Here is a 19,300-nt window from a genome sequence, read left to right on the forward strand (position 1 = left end):
CAGGCTGGGAGCAAGCGCGTCGGGCCTGCGGGGGCGGGCGATTTCAGCCTCGCCGGCGTGTGAGGCGCGGGCCCCGCGGAGTGGGTTGCGCGATCGGGCACGGCTGTCGGCCGGTGGACAGCGCATGTCCTGCGGGCGTGCCTTCCATCGCCGGACGGGCTGAAAGGCACGCCCCCGCAGCCGCCCGCCACGTTAGGGAACTCCCGTACGCGGTACCTTCGGCCCCAGCAGCAACACACAGGCCGCCGCAGGCATGCGGCACCGGCAGGGCGGAGTCACAGCGTGAGCGTCAGGACGACCGAGTGGGCCGACCCGTTCGGGACGGCGCGGCTGCGGCGCGGTGTGCTCGACGCGTGGGCGGCCAGCCCGGCCCGCTTCCGGGAGGACGCCAACGCCGAGGAGGACCTCGCGCTCGGCGGCTACCGGGACCGGCTCGTCGTCGAGCTCGCGCAGAACGCCGCCGACGCCGCGGCCCGCGCCCAGGTGCGCGGACGGCTGCGCCTCACGCTGCGGCCGGGCACGGGCGGCGAGCCCGCCGTGCTGGCCGCCGCGAACACCGGCGCGCCGCTCGACGCGACCGGTGTCGAGTCACTGAGCACCCTGCGCGCCTCCGCCAAGCGCGAGGGCCACGAGACGTCCGTCGGCCGCTTCGGCGTCGGCTTCGCCGCCGTCCTCGCGGTCAGCGACGAGCCCGCCGTCGTCGGCCGCCACGGCGGTGTGCGCTGGTCCCTGGCCGAGGCGCGGGAGCTCGCCTGGCAGGCGGCCGTGGCCAGCCCCGGACTCGGCGACGAGCTGCGCCGCCGGGACGGCCACGTACCGCTGCTGCGGCTGCCGCTGCCCGCCGAGGGCAGCGCGCCCGAGGGGTACGACACGGTCGTGGTGCTGCCGTTGCGGGACGGGGCCGCCGTCGATCTCGTGGAGCGGCTGCTCGCCGGGATCGACGACGCGCTCCTGCTGACGCTCCCGGGACTCGCCGAGGTCGTGGTCGAGACGCCGGACGGCGTACGGGAGTTGCGGCGCAGCACGCACGGCGCGTACGTACGGGTCGAGGACAGTGCGCGCGGCGAACGGCGCTGGCGGGTGGTGAGCCACGCCGGGCCGATCGAGCCCGCGCTGCTCGCCGACCGGCCCGTCGAGGAGCGGTTGCGCCCGCACTGGTCCGTCACCTGGGCCGTGCCCGTCGAGGTCGACGGCGCACCGGCCCGTCCGGGCACCGCGCCCGTCGTCCACGCGCCGACGCCCACCGACGAACCCCTGGGCGTACCCGCGCTGCTGATCGCCTCGCTGCCGCTGGACACGACGCGCCGGCACCCGGCGCCCGGACCGCTGACCGACTTCCTCGTGGAGCGCGCGGCCGACGCGTACGCCGAACTGCTCGGCGAGTGGCAGCCGGTGAGCACCGGCACGATCGACCTGGTGCCCGGCCCGCTCGGCAAGGGCGAGCTGGACGGGGCGCTGCGTGCGGCGATCCTCACGCGGCTGCCGCGCACGGCGTTCCTGGAGGCCGCCGCGCCGCGGGAGCAGGCGGACGACGACTCCGGTCTGCCCGGCCGCGAGGCGCCCCGGGCTCTGCGGCCCATCGAGGCGGAGGTCCTGGAGGGCGCCGGCGCGGAGACCGTACGCGTCATGGCCGACGTGCTGCCGAGCCTGCTGCCCGCCGGTCTCGAGCGCCGGGTCGAGCTGCGCACGCTCGGTGTCGCGCGGGTGCCGCTGACGGAGGCGATCGACCGGCTCGCCGGTCTGGAACGCGAACCGGGCTGGTGGCGCAGGCTCTACGACAGCCTCGCGGGCGTCGACCCGGACCGGCTGTCGGGTCTGCCGGTGCCGCTGGCGGACGACCGGACGACCATCGGCCCCCGTCAGACGCTGCTCCCTCTCGCGGACACCCCGCCCCACCTGGCCCGTCTCGGGCTGAAGGTCGTCCACCCGGACGCCGCGCACCCCCTGCTGGAGAAGCTGGGGGCGTTGCCCGCGACCCCGCGCGCCGTGCTGACGACGCCGCAGGTGCGGGCGGCGGTGGCGGCGTCGCTCGACGAGGGCGAGATCTGGGACGAGGAAGCGGACACCCTCGACGCCGAGGAACTGGCGGAGACGGTCCTCGCGCTCGTACGGGACGCGGAGCTGGAGCCCGGTGACGAGCCGTGGCTGGGCGCGCTGGCGCTGACGGACGAGGACGGGGAGCTCGCGCCCGCGGGCGAACTCGTGCTGCCCGGCAGCCCGTTCGCCTCGGTCATGCGCGAGGGCGAACTCGCGCTGTGCGACGCCGAACTGGCCGAACGCTGGGGCGAGCAGCCGCTCGCCGCCTGCGGTGTCCTGGCGAATTTCGCCCTCGTCCGGGCCACGGACGTCGTGCTCGACCCCGACGAACTGGACCCTCGCGGGGGCGACTTCGCCGAGCCCGACGACGCAGGGCTGCTCGACGCGGTCGACGTGTGGTGCGAGGACGTGCTCGACCGGCTGCCCGACACGCCGGTGCCGCCGGTCGCCACGGAGATCGTCGCGGTGCGCGACCTGGACCTGGTGGACGACGACCGCTGGCCGCAGGCCCTCGCCCTGCTGGCGCAGCCGCCGCTGCGGGACGCGCTGACGCAGCCCGTACGCATCCTGCTGCCCGACGGCACGACGGAGACGGTGCGGCCGTACACGGCGTGGTGGCTGCGCGACCATCCGGTGCTCGACGGTCGCCGCCCCGCCGGCCTGCGCGCGGCGTCCGCGGACCCGCTGCTGGAGGGCCTGTACGAGTCGGCCGACACGACGGGTTTCGAGGACGCGCAGGTGCTGCACGCCCTCGGCGTACGGACGTCCGTCGCGGCGCTGCTCGACGAGCCGGGCGGTGCGGCCGAGCTGCTGGCCCGTCTCGCCGACCCCGGCCGCCAGGTGCGCGCCGACCGGCTGCACGCCCTGTACACGGCGCTGGCCGAGCTCGACCCGGAGCAGGTCACGCTCCCCGACGAGCTGCGGGCCGTGGTGGACGGCGAGGTGGTGGTCGTGGACGCGGGGGACGCGGTCGTCGCGGACACCCCGGACCTGCTGCCGCTCACCGCCGGGCTGCCCCTGCTCCCGGTGGCGCCCTCGCGCGCCGCGGACCTTGCCGACCTGTTCCAGGTGCGCCGCCTGAGCGAGGCGGTCACGGCGGAGGTCACGACCGAGGGCGAGGTGCACGAGGTCCCCGAGTCCGTACGGACCCTGCTGGGCCCTTCCACGCCCGCGACGTACGTCGAACACGAGGAGCTGATGGCGGGCGGCGTCGAGCTCGACTGGCGCCGCACCCCGGACGGTGTGCTGCACGCCGCGACGCTGGAGGGCGTGGCGGCTGCCCTGGCCTGGTCGACGGCCCAGTGGCCGCGCCGCTTCGAGGTGGCGGCGCTGCTGGAGGACGCGTCCCGGACGGCGGAGCTGGAACGGGCGCGCTGGTTCGACGCGTAGCGGCTGCCGCCGGGGCGGACTCGCCACCAACGTGTCAGGATGCGCTGGTGGACGATCTCATACGTGCCTGGGAACGCATCGAGACCTGGCTCGGGGAGCACCAGTGCACCAGTGCTCTGTCCGAGCTGCACCCGCCTGCCTCCGAAGAGGCCATCCAGTCCCTCCGGGACGCCATCCCGTACCCGCTCCACCCGCATCTCGTGCAGTGGCTCGGAATCCACGACGGCGCCCCCCTGTACGACGCTCCCATCTGGCCGGGCGGCTACGTCCCGTACGGCATCGACGGACTCAAGGGCGGGCCGGAGTACATGGAGGAGATGCTCGAAGAGTTCGACGAGCAGCGGGACGAGGATCCCGAGCACTGGATTCTGGATCCGTGGGCGGACCCGCTGTGGCTCCCCATTGCCGGTACGAACACGGGGGAGAGCCTGATCATCGACCACCGGCCCGGCGACACCTACGGCAACATCATCGAGCTCGACTACGAGGGCAACGAGGTCACCGCAGTCCGCTGGAAGACTCTGGGGCAGATGATCGGGCTGATGGCCGAGTCCCTGGAGTCCGGATCCCCTATGCCGTACTCGCGCCAGTACTCCCGCGTTCCTCAACTGGACGAAGGCCCACCCAGGCACCTCAACTGGAAGTTGGAGAAGGCCTAGCACCAAGGACGCGAGAAGACCCCCTCCCGCCGGCCGGTAGGAGGGGGCTTCTTTCCGTCTACTTGCTACGGCCTGACCAGACCGGGGACATCGATGAAGTAGGCGTCATTGTCCAGCATTCGGTTCTTGGTGTAGAAGCCCGAGAGGCGGGAGCCGGCACGCTCGTTCTGGGCACCGGCCATGGTGGCGCGGGCGCACTTCTCCTTGTACGTGGGTGCCGTGTTCGGCGCCCTCAGGTCGTCGTAGAGACGCCACTTGCCGTCAGCGTCCTTACGGGCATACGCCTGGAGACACTGTGAACCGTTGGTGACACCCGCCTGCGATCCACCGCTCTCCTTGGAGGCCGCGAAGGCATACTCGTCGCACTGAGTTGCCTTCTTGTCCCCGGTCGCCAGCGGGTGCAGGACCAGCGCGTACTGACCACTGTCCGGGCAGACGACAGCGCGGTTCGCGTCTCGCTTGGCCGGGTCGAACTCGCGGTGCAGCGGACTGTTGTGTGCCTTGCTGCCGGGATGCCAGTCGAGTTTGTCGCGCATCTCCATGTAGTACAGCGCGGCACCTTCGGCGTACTTGTGCTTCAGCTCGAACGTCGGCGTGTACTTGGGGAACACACAGCCGACGGACGCCGCGTTCGGCATCATCTGGTCACAGCGGATCTGGTCCCAGAACACCCAGCTCGGCTCGGTGACCTTCACCGCGCCAGGAGCAGCGGACGCCTTGAAACCGAGGAAGCTGCCTCGGTCGAACTCCTGGGACTTGCCAAGGGCAGCCGTCTTCCAGGTGAACTTGCGCGTCTGGACGGTCTGCTCGGTCACCGGCGAGGTGGTGGTCCAGGAAGTCGGTCCGGTGAATTCGGGGCCGACGAACGCCCGATCGCAGACGGTGTCACCGCCACACGTGGCGTCCCAGTAGTCGAGGGTCACCGTTCCCAGCGCACCGTCGACGGAAAGCGGAGCGATGAAGTTCCGCTGGTGCCAGGCACCCGTGTTGTCCAGTTTCATCTCTTCGCGGACGAGGAAGATGGCGGTGCCGATGTGCTTGGGCGGCTGGTTGTTGCTGATCTGCCACCAGTCGGCCACGACACCGACCTTGTGGCAGCCTTCACGGCGGGTGAGCGTGTATCCACCGATCGCCGGGTCACTGCACCAGGAGACGAGAGGATCGGTGGGCGCCGGCAGTGCCATTGCCGCCCTTGCGATCCCGGCGTCGTACTGACGACTCTGGCACATCTCGATCTCGGGGTTGTCGGTCGTGTAGCAGTTGTCCCGGCTTCCGGGCTCCGGAGGAGCGCCATGCGGGCTCGGCTGCTTCTCGGGAGTGTCCTCCGCCTCGTAGGGCTCCTCGTCCGGGATGGGGTCGGGGTCGGCGCCGCCGTCCGGGACGGCGGTGTCGCCGCTGATCGGCGCCTTGCCGGTGCCGTAGTCGTAGACCTTCTGCGATCCCTTGTTGTCGGCCCGGTCGACGGCACGGCCCTCGGTACGGTTCATGCCCCGCTCGTCCGGTGTGCCCGTCACCGTGGTGGGCTGACCGGCCACGGCGGGCTTCTCCGCAGTCCAGGCGCCACCGTTGGTACGGCTCTCGACGCCTCGGACATCGTCACCGGCCGGAGGTGTGATCTGGAAACTGCCGGCGCCGTTGTTCGGCGTCCACGCGCCCTCGGGGTAGTCGGTCGAGGCGATCTTCGCCGGGGCCACCGGTGCGGTGGTGTCGACGACGAACTGGGTCCACGGCGACCAGTTCAGGTTGTAGTGCGTGCCGTCGTAGGCGTTGGTGCGGAACTTGTAGGTCCGGCCGTCCTTGAGCTGCCCGGCGGGCACCGTCACGCTCACCGGCTTGCCCTGGTCCCCGTACGGGGACAGGAGCAGGCCCTCGCCGAGCGGCGTGGTGATGGGCGTGTTGGTCGCGGCGTCGTAGACCTGGAAGGTGCCGTTGACCTGGTCGCCGTCCGGGTCGGTGAACGTGTCGCGCAGGATCGGGGTGGTGGTGTTGACCGCCCAGACACCGGCGTAGGACTTGAACGGGGCGCCGGCCTGGCGGGCCGTGCCGTCCGAGGGGCGGTAGTTGTACGTCACCGACAGCTTGGGCTGGTTGGCCGCGTTGTTGGCCGAGTTGACCCGCTTCCACGCCCGGGTGTCGTCCGTCGCGGCGCGCAGGCCCATGTGACCGCGGGTGGCCTTGGCGGACGCCCAGGTCTGGACGAGGGTGTCGACGTCGGCGTTGATCCAGCCGTCGGCGCCGCAGGACGGGTTGCCCTTGGTCTCGGTGGAGGAGTGGTACTGCTGGTTCCACGCGGGCTGGCTGTTCCAGCGGGACGCGGTGGACGGGGCACTGGTGTCCCACACGGTCCAGCTCTGCGCGGTGCAGTCGCTGTTGCCCGAGTGGAAGTTGTACAGCGACAGGTTGGTGTCGACGATCAGCGAGTCCGCGATCGCGGAGGTGTTCCAGGTGATGAAGGAACGGGCCGTGCGGTAGGTGCCGTCGGCGTTCTTGGTGCCGGGGTTGCCGAAGTCGAGCTCGGTGTCGGCCGACCAGTCGACGGTCTCGCCCTGCTGGACGTACGTGTCGAAGGTGTTCGCCAGCGCCGAGGTCGACGGGTCGACGGTGACCGGGTAGACGGTCTTCGGGTCGGCGAGGAACTTCGCGTCCGGGGTGACGACGAGGTCGATCAGGCCGCGGCCCTTGTCGACGACCTTCATCCCGACGCGGGCGCGGTTCTCGTGCTTCCCGGACCGCTTGTCGACCGACGCGTCCCACATGACCGGGGCGGGCATGGTGGCCCGTGCGGCACCGGTCTTCGCGTCGGTGAAGGTGACCGAACCGTCCTTGTGGGCCTTGGCCTTGAGGCCCTTGGCCCGGACGGGGAGGGTGTACGAGTAGCCGTCGGCGGCAGGCCGCTCACGGATCTCCACGAACTGCTCGAAGCCGGTGCGGGTCGCCTCGACGATCACGTCGGCGCCCGGCACGGCCTCGCGGTACCGGGCCGTGGTGCCGTCGATCGCCGGGGCGGGCAGCCCGCCCTTCCACTGCAGGGTCACGCTCTCGTCGCCCTGGCCGAGGGTGACGAGGTCGCGCGGGGCGGCGTCCTTGGCGGCGCGTAAGGAGGTGGCCCTGGTGCCGCCCTTGCCGCCGAGGCGCAGGCCCTTGGGGTGGTTCTTCGCCTGGACGCTGCCGCCCGCGCCGCGCGCGAGGGTGACGTCGACCTTCTGCCACGTGCCGCCGCGCCAGACGCGTTCGGGGCCGGAGGTGAGCTCGGTGGTCAAGGTGCCGTCGGGGTTGGCGACGGTGTACGTGGTCTCGGTCGTCTCGTCGGTGACGACGACCTTCTTGCCGGTCTTCTCCGCCTCCAGGATCGCCCACGCCTTGGAGCCCTTGGCGTGTGCGGCGGCCCACGCCATGTCGGAGGCGAGGATCTCGGCCTGGGACGGCTGGTGACCCGAGGTCAGGGCCGCCGCCTTCGTCTGGGGGTTCGCCGCGACGACCGTGCCGCCGGCGACGAACGCGGCCTCGGCGACCAGCAGCAGCGCTGCCGCGGCCGCCGTCCGGGACATCCGTCTGCGCCGTCCGTGCCCGGAGATCTGTGTGTCAGGAGACACGAAGTGATGCCTTCCTCTTGGAAATTCAAACACATGTGCGGGACGCACTGTTGAAGGACGCTATGCGCGTCAAGAGGAGGGCAGTAGGGCACTTCTGGCCGTGCGGGCGGCTTCGGATTGCGCGGGCCGTGGCGGCGTTGGTCCTGCAGAGGTGCGGTGTCTCAAACATCGGATTGATCACATGGCGCCGCGGGGCGGAGTTGTCCTCAGCGCCCTGCCGGTGGCCGATTCACGGGCGATCCGTGAGCGCCCCGAGAGCGAACCGTGGATATCGGACGAATCGCTGTCAAAGCCTCAGATGTTGCCAAGTCACCGTGCGCCATGGGGAATTCTGACGCGAAATAGACGCCGCGTACTTGGGGGCCTCCGGGTCGTCCGGGAGCTCCAGAGGGGACAGCCTCGCCGCCGCGCTCGGCGCGGGATCCGAGCAGATGGTCGCCACGTCGGGGAACGTCCGGGCCCCGCCGCCCCCTACGCCGGCACCCGCCGCCCCACCGCACGCCACGCGAACTCCAGCAGCGCCGCGCCGCCCGCCGCGATCGCCACCGCCGTCCACGGCATCGTCACGCCGACCAGCTTCAGCGCGAAGAAGTCCTGGAGCCACGGGACCACCAGCACCAGCAGGAAGCCCGCGCCCATCGCCGCCACCAGGCCGATCCGCCACCATGTGTAGGGCCGGGCGATGATCGCCAGGACCCACATCGCGACCAGGAACAGCGTCAGCGTCGCCGCGCTCGTCTCCGCGTCCAGCGCGCCCGGGCCGCTGTAGTGCGAGCGCGCCAGCAGGTACGTGGAGAACGTCGTCGCCGCCGCGATCAGGCCCGCCGGGATCGCGTAGCGCATCACCCGCCGTACGAAGTGGGGCTTCGCCCGCTCCTTGTTGGGCGCCAGGGCGAGGAAGAAGGCCGGGACGCCGATGGTGAGCGTGGACAGCAGCGTCAGATGCCGGGGGAGGAACGGGTACTCCACCTGGGAGCAGACCACGAGGATCGCGAGGAGGACGGAGTACACCGTCTTCGTCAGGAAGAGCGTGGCCACACGGGTGATGTTGCCGATCACCCGGCGGCCCTCGGCCACCACGGACGGCAGCGTCGCGAAACTGTTGTTGAGCAGGACGATCTGCGCCACCGCGCGCGTGGCCTCCGAGCCGGAGCCCATCGAGACGCCGATGTCCGCGTCCTTCAGCGCGAGGACGTCGTTGACGCCGTCGCCGGTCATCGCGACCGTGTGGCCGCGGGACTGGAGCGCGCCCACCATGTCGCGCTTCTGCCGCGGGCTGACCCGGCCGAAGACCGCGTTCGCGTCGATCTCCGTGCCCATCGCCGACCGTTCGGCCGGCAGCCGGCGGGCATCGACCGTACGCTCCGAGCCCGGCAGCCCCAGCTTGTCCGCGACCGCGCCGACCGCGACCGCGTTGTCCCCGGAGACGACCTTCGCCGCGACGTTCTGGGCCGCGAAGTAGCGCAGGGTCTCCGACGCGTCCGGGCGCAGCCGCTGTTCGAGGACGATCAGGGCCGCCGGTTTCGCGCCGTCGGCCGGGGACGGCGCGTCGAGTTCCTCGGCGGCCTTCGTGAGCAGCAGGACCCGCAGGCCCTGCCGGTTGAGGGCGTCGGTCTCGTCGAGGACCGGGTCGTCGTCCGGCAGCAGGACGTCGGGCGCGCCGAGCAGCCATGTGGACGTCTCCCCGTTGCCCTCGCTGAAGCTCGCCCCGCTGTACTTGCGCGCCGAGGAGAACGGCAGCGACTCCGTGCAGCGCCACTCCTCGCTGTCCGGATACGCCTCGATGATCGCCTGCAGCGAGGCGTTCGGCCGGGGATCGGACTCCCCGAGCGCACCGAGCACCTGCCGTACGTACGCCTCTTCCGTCCCGCCCAGCGGCCGCAGCTCCGTGACGTCCATCCCGCCCTCGGTGAGCGTGCCCGTCTTGTCGAGGCAGACGACGTCGACGCGGGCCAGGCCCTCGATCGCGGGAAGCTCCTGGACGAGGCACTGTTTGCGGCCGAGGCGGATCACGCCGATCGCGAAGGCGACGGACGTCAGCAGCACGAGCCCCTCGGGGATCATCGGCACGATGCCGCCGACGGTGCGGGCGACGGAGTCCTTGAGGTCGGTGTCCTTGACGACGAGCTGGCTGATGATCAGGCCGATCGCGGTCGGGACCATCATCCAGGTCACGTACTTGAGGATCGTGGAGATACCGGAGCGCAGCTCGGAGTGGACGAGCGTGAACCGCGACGCCTCCTCCGCGAGCTGAGCCGCGTACGCCTCCCGGCCCACCTTGGTCGCCGTGAACGCGCCGCCGCCGGCCACGACGAAGCTGCCGGACAACACCTGGTCGCCCGGCTGCTTGAGCACCGGGTCGGCCTCGCCGGTCAGCAGCGACTCGTCGATCTCCAGGTTGTCGGCCTCGGTGAGCTCGCCGTCGACGACGACCTTGTCCCCCGGCCCGAGTTCGACGAGGTCGCCGAGCACGATGTCGGACGTCGAGACGGTGGTGGCGACCCCGTCGCGCCGTACGCGCGGTTTCGCCTCGCCGATGACGGCGAGGGAGTCGAGGGTCCTCTTGGCGCGCAGCTCCTGGACGATGCCGATGCCGGTGTTGGCGATGATGACGAAGCCGAAGAGGCTGTCCTGGATCGGCGCGACGAAGAACATGATCACCCACAGCACGCCGATGATCGCGTTGAAGCGGGTGAAGACGTTGGCGCGGACGATGTCGACGGCCGAGCGGGAGCTGCGCACCGGCACGTCGTTGACCTCGCCGCGGGCCACACGCTCGGCGACCTGGTCCGTGGTCAGCCCGGTCACGGGCGTGGTGGCCGAAGCCTTGGGGCGCGGTGGCTGCCGGGGGTGTACGGGGTCGAGTTCGGCACCCGCGTCGATGACGGGTCTGCGGGGCTCCTGTCCGTCCATGTCGATCTCCGCCCGCTGCGTCATGGTTTCGACGGTACGGCGGACGCGGCCGCTTCACCCCCCGGGCAGGCGGAAGAGAGGACCGGGGGAGGACGCGAAGGGTCCCGGGTACTACGGGCCGGGTCGTTCGACGGGGTCCGCGGGCGGGTCTGCGGCAGCTCGCGGAGCCGACGGTCGTCGGGTCAGGCCTGCGGCCCGGCCTCCCGCGGCCCGGTCTCCTGCGGCCCCGCCGCTTCGGCCTCCCGTGCCGCCTGGTCACGCCTGATCGCCGCGTCCCGGCTGCGTACGTACCAGATGCCGATCAGGCCGAGGCCGCCGCCGGCCAGGCAGGTCCACACCCACCAGGTCAGGTCGCGGTCGGCGAACCAGCCGTAGAAGGGGACCTGGACGAGGAACATGACGAACCAGAGGATCGTGCCGCCGGTGATGGTGGCGACGACCGGCCCCTCAAGGGGCGGGGGTGCCTCGTGCCTGGGGGTCCATTTCGCCATGCGCACAGTGTAGGACCGGGGGCCGAGGCGGCTGCGAGGGCCGGTCCCCACAGGGGTCTACGCGCGAAGATACCGATCTTCAACTTTATACGTTCATACTGAACGAGTTTGCGTCAGACCGGTTTCCTTCGTATGAACCTCCGTACGAGACCCCCACGGAACCGGGCGAGAAAGGTCCCGCATGTCCCCCACGGTCACCGCCGAGGTCGCTTCCCCCGGCCTGCCTCCCACGCCCCCGCAGCCCGTCGGCGGTCTCGACCGCTTCTTCAAGATCTCGGAGCGCGGCTCCACGGTCGCGCGCGAGGTCCGCGGAGGGTTCGCCACCTTCTTCGCGATGGCCTACATCCTCGTGCTGAACCCGATCATCCTCGGCAGCGCCAAGGACATGTACGGTCACCAGCTCGACGGCGGCCAGCTCGTCACCGCCACCGTGGTCGCGGCGGCGTTCTCCACGCTCCTCATGGGCGTCATCGGCAACGTCCCGATCGCGCTCGCCGCCGGACTCGGCGTGAACACGGTCGTCGCCCTCCAGCTCGCGCCCCAGATGGCGTGGGCCGACGCGATGGGCATGGTGGTGCTCGCCGGCTTCGTGGTGATGCTGCTGGTGGCCACCGGCCTGCGCGAACGCGTGATGAACGCGGTGCCGCTCGGGCTCCGCAAGGCGATCGCCATCGGCATCGGCCTGTTCATCATGCTCATCGGTCTCGTCGACTCCGGGTTCGTCACCCGTATCCCCGACGCCGCCCACACCACCGTGCCGCTCCAGCTGGGCACCGGCGGTCACCTGCTCGGCTGGCCGGTCCTGGTCTTCGCCCTCGGCACGCTGCTCACGCTCGCGCTGATCATCCGCAAGGTGCCGGGCGCGATCCTCATCTCGATCGTCGTGATGACCGTCCTCGCGGTGATCGTCAACGCCGTGGCGGACGTCGCGTCCTGGGGCCTGACCACGCCCGAGTGGCCCGGCAACCCGGTCTCGACGCCCGACTTCGGGCTGCTCGGCCAGGTCAGCCTGTTCGGCGGCTTCGAGAAGGTCGGCGTGCTGACCGGTGTCCTGTTCGTCTTCACCGTGCTGCTGTCGTGCTTCTTCGACGCGATGGGCACGATCCTCGCCGTCGGCGACGAGGCCGAGCTGATGGACGAGGACGGCAACTACCCCGGCATCAACAGGGTGCTGGTCGTCGACGGCCTCGCCGTCGCCGCGGGCGGCGCAGCCTCCTGCTCCGCCAACACCTGCTTCGTGGAGTCCACGGCCGGTGTCGGCGAGGGCGCCCGTACGGGACTCGCGTCCGTCGTGTCAGGTCTGCTGTTCTCGCTGGCGCTGTTCCTCACGCCGCTCGCGACGATGGTCCCGTCCCAGGCGGCGACGCCCGCGCTGGTGGCGGTCGGTTTCCTGATCCTGGCCGGCTCCGTCAAGGACATCGACTGGAGCGACTTCACGATCGCCGCGCCCGCGTTCCTGGCGATGGTGATGATGCCGTTCACCTACTCGATCACGCACGGTATCGGCCTCGGCTTCATCGCGTTCAGCGTGCTGCGGCTGGCGACGGGGCGCGGGCGCGAGGTGCCCGTCGCGATGTACGCGGTGTCGGCCGTGTTCGTCTTCTTCTACGCGATGCCGGCGCTCGGTCTGACGTGAGCCCGGGCCCTCAGGCCATCCCGTAGAACTTCTCCGTCTCGTCGACGGCCGCCTTGAAGCGTTCGTCGAAGTCGTCGCGAATGAGCGTCCGGACCACGTAGTCCTGGACGCTCATTTGTCGTTTGGCGGCGTGCTGCCGGAGCCGGTCGAGCAGCTCACCGTCCATCCGCAGGCTGAGCACTGTCGATCCCATGCGAGCCAGGGTCGCCGCACCGCCGGAGACCGCGCGTCACTTTCGGACTCACTCTCACTCATATGGGTGATGCATCGATCGCAGCCGTGACCGGTGGAGCAGAAGGGGACTGGTCCTTAGGGAGGGTAATGAGTTATGCTAATGAACATGCCTGACCTGTCCCACGGTACTGACGCCGACGTCGCCGCCGTGAACTCCCTGCGCTCCGCCGTCATGCGGCTGGGCCGGCGCCTGAAGCACCAGCGCGTCGACGAATCGCTGAGTCCGACCGAGATGTCCGTGCTCGGCACCCTGGCGCGCTGCGGCTCGGCCACTCCCGGTGAGCTGGCCCGCAAGGAGCACGTCCAGCCGCCGTCCATGACCCGGATCGTCGCGCTGCTGGAGGCCAAGGGACTGGTCCGGCTGGAGCCGCACCCCGAGGACCGCCGGCAGAAGGTGGTCAGCCAGACCGAGCAGGCCGAGGCCATGCTCGAAGAGAGCCGCCGCAAGCGGAACGCCTGGCTGGCGTCCCTCGCCGAGGGCCTCGACGAGGACGAGTGGGCCGCGCTGCGCGCCGCCGCCCCCGTGCTGGAGAAGCTCGCACACCTGCAGTGACCGCCGACGCCGAGGAGGCGAACCCCTTTGAGTACGGGATCCGGAGCAGACTCCGCCCCCGCACCGACCGCCAACGACTCCACAACCGACCGACCCGACCGCAAGCAGACCATGTTCAGCTCGCTGAGGATCCGTAACTACCGGCTCTTCGCGACCGGACAGGTGGTCTCCAACACCGGCACCTGGATGCAGCGCATCGCCCAGGACTGGCTGGTACTGAGCCTGACCGGATCCGCCTCCGCCGTCGGCATCACCATCGCGCTGCAGTTCCTCCCCATGCTTCTGTTCGGCCTGTACGGCGGCGTGATCGCGGACCGGATGCCCAAGCGGCGGCTGCTCCTCGTCACCCAGGCCGCCATGGGCCTCACCGGCCTGGCGCTCGCCGTGCTCACGCTCAGCGGCCACGTCCAGGTCTGGCACGTCTACCTCACGGCGTTCCTGCTCGGCCTCGTCACCGTCGTCGACAACCCGGCACGGCAGTCGTTCGTCGCCGAGATGGTCGGCCCCGACCAGCTGCGCAACGCCGTCTCGCTGAACTCCGCGAACTTCCAGTCCGCGCGGCTGGTGGGCCCCGCCGTCGCCGGTGTGCTGATCACCGCCGTCGGCAGCGGCTACGCCTTCCTGCTCAACGGGCTGTCCTTCGTCGCGCCCGTCGCCGGCCTGCTGATGATGCGGCCCTCGGAACTCCACAAGGTGGAGCGCGCGCCGCGCGGCAAGGGCCAGCTGCGCGAGGGCCTGCGCTACGTCGCGGGCCGGCCCGAGCTGATCTGGCCGATCGTGCTCGTCGGCTTCATCGGCACCTTCGGCTTCAACTTCCCGATCTGGCTGTCGGCCTTCGTCGACGACGTCTACCACTCCGGAGCCGGCACCTACGGCCTGCTGAACACCCTGATGGCGGCCGGTTCGCTGGCGGGCGCCCTGCTCGCCGCCCGGCGCGGCACGTCCCGGCTGCGGATGCTCGTGGGCGCGGCGGTGCTGTTCGGTGCGCTGGAGGTCGTGACGGCGTTCGCCCCGGCCTTCTGGATCTTCGCGGCGCTGATGGTCCCGATCGGCATGTTCGGCCTGACGGTCAACGTCACGGCGAACTCCAGCATCCAGATGGCGACGGATCCGCTGATGCGGGGCCGTGTGATGAGCCTGTTCATGATGGTGTTCACGGGCGGTACGCCGGTGGGCGCGCCATTGGTGGGCTGGGTCACCGACACGTACGGCGCGCGCGTCGGCTTCGCGGCGGGCGGCGCGGTGGCGGCGCTCGCGGCGGCGGGCGTCGGCGTGATGCTGGCGCGGGTCGGCGGCCTGCGCCTCTCGGTGGGCTGGCACCGCGGCCACCCACAGGTGCGCTTCGTGGAACGGGACCGCCTGACGACTGCGGCGTAGGCGGCCCGGGGGCCGCGGTACGGGGGCGTTTTCCCCGACCCCGCCTGTCCCCTACGGCCTGGCGGCCGTGGGCGGTGCCCACCCCGAAGCCGGGGGCGCTGCCCCGGGCCTCTTTCGGGGCTGCGCCCTGTGCCCCTTTTCGGGGCTGGCCCCGGGACGTGGCCCCTGCGGGTGGGGCCTAGCGGTGGGCCCTTCCCCCACCCTGCCCCTCCCCGGACTGGGGCTTCGCCCCAGACCCCGTACCGCGCTTCGCGCGGTGTCCTCAACCTCCCCCTACGGCCTGGCGGCCGTGGGCGACGCCAGCCCGAAACCGGGGGCGCTGCCCCCGTGGACTCCTTTATCCCGCCCTCCCTCTACGGCCTGGCGGCCGTGGGCGGTACCTCCATCCCGAACCCGGGGGCGCTACCCCCGGGCCCCGTTCAGGGCTCACGCCCAGGGGCGTGGCTCCCGCGGGTGGGGCCTGCGGAGGGCTCTTCCCCACCCCGCCCTCCCTACAGCCTGGCGGCCGTGGGAGGTGCCCCCGGACGGGCTGGATTTCGCTCAGCGAAGTCCAACCCTCCAGGGGCAGCGCGGGGGCGCGGGGGCAGAGCCCCTGAATTCAGCCCCGCCGGCGATTGAGGCGCGGGGCCTGGGGCGGAGTCCCAACGCGAGCGCCGCGCGCAAGAAGCCCCGCCGGCGATTGAGGCGCGGGGGCTTCGGGGGCCGAGCCCCCGGGTGGGGGGACGCGGCACACTGGGCGCATGAGACTCTTCGCCGCCGTCCTCCCGCCCGACCCCGCCGTCGACGAACTCGGGCTCGCCGTCGACCGGTTGAGCAGCATGGCCGGGGCCGACCGGCTGCGGTGGACCGGGCGGGACGGGTGGCACTTCACGCTCGCGTTCATGGGGGAGGTCGGCGACGAGCTCGTGCCCGAGCTGCGGGAGCGCCTCGCGCGGGCCGCGCACCGGACCGAGGCGTTCCCCCTGCGCCTGCACCGCGGCGGGCGCTTCGGGCGGCGCGCCCTGTGGGCCGGGGCCGCCGGCGGGCTGGACGCGATGCGGCTGCTCGCCGAGCGTGCCGACGCGGCCGCCCGCCGCTCGGGCATCGACATGAACGAGCACCGCAGCTACCACGCCCACCTGACCATCGCCCGCGCCCGTGAGGACACGGACCTGCGCCCGTACGTCGAGGCGCTCGACGACTTCGAGGGCTCCCCCTGGCACGTGGAGGAGCTCTCGCTGGTCCGCAGCAACCTCCCGGGCGGCGGCGTGCCGGGCGCGGGCCCCCGCTACGAGGTGGTCGATTCCTGGCCGCTGAGGCCCGCGGGTTAACCTCGACGGGTGAACCCGAAGACCCGGAATCAGATCATGGCCGCCGTTCTGGTGCTGATGTTCGTGATCGTCGCGGTGGCGGCCCTGGCCGGCAAGTAGCCCGGTCACGGCCGCCACGGCGCGGTGACGGCGTCACCAGGCGAAGGCCTCCGGCGACGGCCCCGGCCCCGGGAAGATCTCGTCCAGGGACGTGAGGACCTCCTCGGACAGCTCCAGTTCGACCGCCCTCAGCGCGGACTCCAGCTGGCCGGCCGTGCGCGGGCCGACGATCGGGCCGGTCACGCCGGGGCGCGTCAGCAGCCACGCCAGCGCCGCCTCGCCCGGCTCCAGACCGTGCTTGTCGAGCAGGTCCTCGTACGCCTGCACCTTCTCGCGCACGGCCGAGTTCGCGAGCGCGTCGGCCGAGCGGCCGCTCGTGCGGCGGCCCCCCTCGCTCTCCTTCTTGATCACGCCGCCGAGCAGTCCGCCGTGCAGCGGCGACCAGGGGATGACCCCTAGGCCGTACTCCTGTGCGGCCGGGATGACCTCCATCTCGGCGCGACGCTCCGCGAGGTTGTACAGGCACTGCTCGCTGACCAGCCCGTACGAGCCGAGCCTGCGCGCGGTCTCGTTGGCCTGGGCGATCTTCCAACCGGGGAAGTTGGAGGAGCCGGCGTAGAGGATCTTGCCCTGCCCGATCAGGACCTCGATCGCCTGCCAGATCTCCTCGACGGGGGTGCGGCGGTCGATGTGGTGGAACTGGTACAGGTCGATGTAGTCGGTCCGCAGCCGCTTCAGCGAAGCGTCCACGGCGCGGCGGATGTTGAGGGCGGAGAGCCGGTCGTGGTTGGGCCACGGGTCGCCGTCGGCGGCCATGTTCCCGTAGACCTTGGTCGCGAGCACGACCTTGTCGCGGCGGTCGCCGCCCTTGGCGAACCAGTTGCCGATGATCTCCTCGGTGCGGCCCTTGTTCTCGCCCCAGCCGTAGACGTTGGCGGTGTCGAAGAAGTTCAGGCCCGCGTCGAGTGCGGCGTCCATGATGGTGTGGCTGGTGGGCTCGTCGGTCTGGGGCCCGAAGTTCATCGTTCCCAGGACGAGTCGGCTGACCTTGAGTCCGGTGCGTCCGAGCTGCGTGTACCTCATGGATCCCAAGCCAACTGCTTCGAGTCCACTCCAGGCAAGGGCGCGCGGCCCGGTGTCACGGGTGGCGGCGGCCGGTGTCCGCGTCCGCGCAGTGCAGTCGGGCCGTGGTGCCGTCCTTGCTCCGGGACAGGAACAGCACCCGGTCGGCGCCGAGGGGGACGGGGGTGTTGCTCCACAGGTTCGTTGGCACGACCCAGCGGACCTCCCCGTCGACGACGCCCGCGACCGCCTCTTTCCCGCCGACGAACAGGTGCCCCGGTCCGGCGACCGGCTCGGACGGACGGCGCAGCGTCCGGCCGTCCGGCGCCGTGAGCGGGACGGGACGCAGTCCGCGTCGGCCGCCGCTCGCGTCGGCCTCGTAGAGCCGGTCGCGCCAGGTGACGGCGTACAGCCGGTCGCCGACGCAGGCGGCGGGGCCGTTGAAGGACGTGAAGCGCCACCAGCCGAGGCGCGGGGTCGCGAGTGGTTCGGCGGTGTCCCGGCCCGCGTACGCGTACAGCAGGGCCCCGCGCTTCAGGGACGCGGAGAACAGGGCGCGGCCCCCGTCGAGGAGTACGGGGTCGTAGGTGAAGCGCTGCACGGTCCGCTTCGGGAAGCGGGTGCGGGACACCTCCTCGCCGGTGCCGGTGGCGCGGACGGAGAGGACCGCGGAGGTGCTCCAGCTGTGGAAGAGGGCGGCGTCGTTCGGGCCGGCGGGCCGGATGAGGGAGCCGTATCCGGCGGAGGGCTGGTTCCAGAGCTCCTCGCCGGTGCGGGTGTCGAGGGCGCGGAGCCCGCCGACGTCCAGGACGACGCGTACGCCGCGCACCAGCAGGCCCCAGATCCGGCTGAACTCGTCCTCCCAGAGGGTCTCGCCGGTCCGCGCGTCGACGCCGGCGATCCTGCCGCGGTCCTCTCCGGCCTCGCCCCAGAGCACCACGGTGGGACCGGCGGTCGCGAACCTGTTCAGTGCGCTCTTGCGCCGCGTCCAGAGCACCTCGCCGGTCGCGGCGTCCAGGGCGGTGAACGCGCTGCGCTCGGTGTCCCGTTGGACGGGCAGCACGATCGTGTCGTCCGCCCGTGCCAGGGCGCGGGTGCCGGGATCGGTGAGCTGCCTGCTGCACCACAGGAGGTGACCGCTGTTCGCGTCGAGGGCGGCGATGCGGCCCCCCGCCAGGGGCACGTAGACGGCGCCGCCCGCGACGACGGGCCCGAGCAGCGTCCCGGCCGGGGCCCGCAGGGTCCACAGGCGGCCGGCCTCCTGGGACGTGACGGTCAACTGCGGTATGTCATCGGCCACGTGGGACTCCATCGGACGCGGGGCGGCGGAGACGTGCGTGGGGGGATGCCGTCTCCGGAGGGTAACGCCCGAGCCGGGTGGAGCCGCAACCGCCGCTATTCGCGGGGGAATTCGGAGGTGGTGAGGGTGAGGCCGACGGGGGTGTGGGTGAGGTCGACGTCGGTGCCGAAGGCGACGGTGGTCTCGGTGGTGTAGTCGCCGTCCTTGGGATCGGTGTAGAGGTGAACCTTGCCCTGGTACGGGTCGGCGATCAGGAGGACGGGAACTTGGGCGACGGCGTACGCGGCCTTCTTGGGGCCGTAGTCGTTGTGGCCGGTGCCCTTGGAGATCACTTCGGCCACGAACTCGACGTCCTGATAGCGCCAGCGGCCTTCGGGTGTCTTGTTCGCGCCCTCCGCCATGACGGTCACGTCGCTGGCGAATCCGTTGAGGTGGCCTGGGTAGTCGACGCGCACGTCGGACTTCACGCGCTTGCGCGGATACTTGGTCCGCAACTGCTCGTAGATATCCGCGATGATCTCCCAGTGGTTGTCCCGCTGCGGCGACATGAAGACGGCCCCCTCGACGACCTCGACCTTGAATCCCTCGGGGGCGGATTCGAGCCACCTGAACATCTCGTCCAAGGTTCGCTCGTCGTTGTCTTCGGCCATGTCGATCCTGTCGGTCTCTACGACATCTGCGACGGTCATCGTGGCGCTCCTCCCCGG

13 protein-coding genes are annotated in these 19,300 nt (G+C 71.4%); 6 read left to right on the forward strand and 7 right to left on the reverse strand.

The genetic code is table 11. From position 1 onward, the window contains the following. Positions 1-282 precede the first annotated feature (282 nt). Complete coding sequence (locus tag HW130_RS16515) at positions 283-3,426, forward strand: sacsin N-terminal ATP-binding-like domain-containing protein (RefSeq protein ID WP_177150333.1); 3,144 nt, start codon at positions 283-285, stop codon at positions 3,424-3,426. Between the two features lie 47 nt (positions 3,427-3,473). After that, positions 3,474-4,085: an SMI1/KNR4 family protein gene (locus tag HW130_RS16520; protein ID WP_177150334.1), complete on the forward strand. Its 612-nt coding sequence runs from the start codon at positions 3,474-3,476 to the stop codon at positions 4,083-4,085. A gap of 65 nt (positions 4,086-4,150) precedes the next feature. Here the strand turns inward: HW130_RS16520 and HW130_RS36735 are convergent, their stop codons facing one another. The 3 genes from HW130_RS36735 to HW130_RS16535 form a co-directional block, all read right to left on the reverse strand. Next, a complete protein-coding gene (locus tag HW130_RS36735) occupies positions 4,151-7,678 on the reverse strand; it encodes a DNRLRE domain-containing protein (RefSeq protein WP_375256542.1) in 3,528 nt (1,175 codons plus the stop codon). Positions 7,679-8,149: 471 nt separating this feature from the next. After that, the gene (locus HW130_RS16530; RefSeq protein ID WP_177150335.1) at positions 8,150-10,615 is read right to left on the reverse strand and encodes an HAD-IC family P-type ATPase; all 2,466 of its coding nucleotides are present in this window, start codon (positions 10,613-10,615) and stop codon (positions 8,150-8,152) included. 158 nt (positions 10,616-10,773) lie between these two features. Then, on the reverse strand, positions 10,774-11,082 hold the full coding sequence (locus HW130_RS16535) for a DUF2530 domain-containing protein (protein ID WP_177150336.1): 309 nt from the start codon (positions 11,080-11,082) through the stop codon (positions 10,774-10,776). Between the two features lie 181 nt (positions 11,083-11,263). On the opposite strand from HW130_RS16535, the gene HW130_RS16540 reads away from it, so the two are divergent. Further along, positions 11,264-12,718: an NCS2 family permease gene (locus HW130_RS16540; protein ID WP_177150337.1), complete on the forward strand. Its 1,455-nt coding sequence runs from the start codon at positions 11,264-11,266 to the stop codon at positions 12,716-12,718. Between the two features lie 10 nt (positions 12,719-12,728). Here the strand turns inward: HW130_RS16540 and HW130_RS16545 are convergent, their stop codons facing one another. Further along, positions 12,729-12,911, reverse strand: a complete 183-nt coding sequence (locus HW130_RS16545; protein ID WP_177150338.1) for a ribbon-helix-helix protein, CopG family — start codon at positions 12,909-12,911, stop codon at positions 12,729-12,731. 147 nt (positions 12,912-13,058) lie between these two features. Between HW130_RS16545 and HW130_RS16550 the strand changes: the two genes are divergently transcribed. From HW130_RS16550 to thpR, 3 genes are all read left to right on the forward strand, one after another. Next, positions 13,059-13,505, forward strand: coding sequence for a MarR family winged helix-turn-helix transcriptional regulator (locus HW130_RS16550; RefSeq protein WP_177150339.1), 447 nt, complete (start codon positions 13,059-13,061; stop codon positions 13,503-13,505). Positions 13,506-13,532: 27 nt separating this feature from the next. Then, positions 13,533-14,882 (forward strand): MFS transporter, encoded by a 1,350-nt coding sequence (locus HW130_RS16555; protein ID WP_177150340.1) that lies wholly within the window; start codon positions 13,533-13,535, stop codon positions 14,880-14,882. A 740-nt stretch (positions 14,883-15,622) separates the two neighbouring features. After that, a complete protein-coding gene (gene thpR / locus HW130_RS16560) occupies positions 15,623-16,192 on the forward strand; it encodes an RNA 2',3'-cyclic phosphodiesterase (RefSeq protein WP_177150341.1) in 570 nt (189 codons plus the stop codon). A 132-nt stretch (positions 16,193-16,324) separates the two neighbouring features. Here the strand turns inward: thpR and HW130_RS16565 are convergent, their stop codons facing one another. The 3 genes from HW130_RS16565 to HW130_RS16575 form a co-directional block, all read right to left on the reverse strand. After that, positions 16,325-17,314, reverse strand: a complete 990-nt coding sequence (locus HW130_RS16565) for an aldo/keto reductase (RefSeq protein ID WP_177150342.1) — start codon at positions 17,312-17,314, stop codon at positions 16,325-16,327. Between the two features lie 55 nt (positions 17,315-17,369). Further along, complete coding sequence (locus tag HW130_RS16570; RefSeq protein ID WP_177150343.1) at positions 17,370-18,593, reverse strand: PQQ-like beta-propeller repeat protein; 1,224 nt, start codon at positions 18,591-18,593, stop codon at positions 17,370-17,372. A gap of 95 nt (positions 18,594-18,688) precedes the next feature. Further along, on the reverse strand, positions 18,689-19,282 hold the full coding sequence (locus HW130_RS16575) for a Uma2 family endonuclease (RefSeq protein WP_177150344.1): 594 nt from the start codon (positions 19,280-19,282) through the stop codon (positions 18,689-18,691). Between the last annotated feature and the right edge of the window lie 18 nt (positions 19,283-19,300).

This window comes from Streptomyces sp. PKU-EA00015 (assembly GCF_013387495.1).
Taxonomy (GTDB): domain Bacteria; phylum Actinomycetota; class Actinomycetes; order Streptomycetales; family Streptomycetaceae; genus Streptomyces.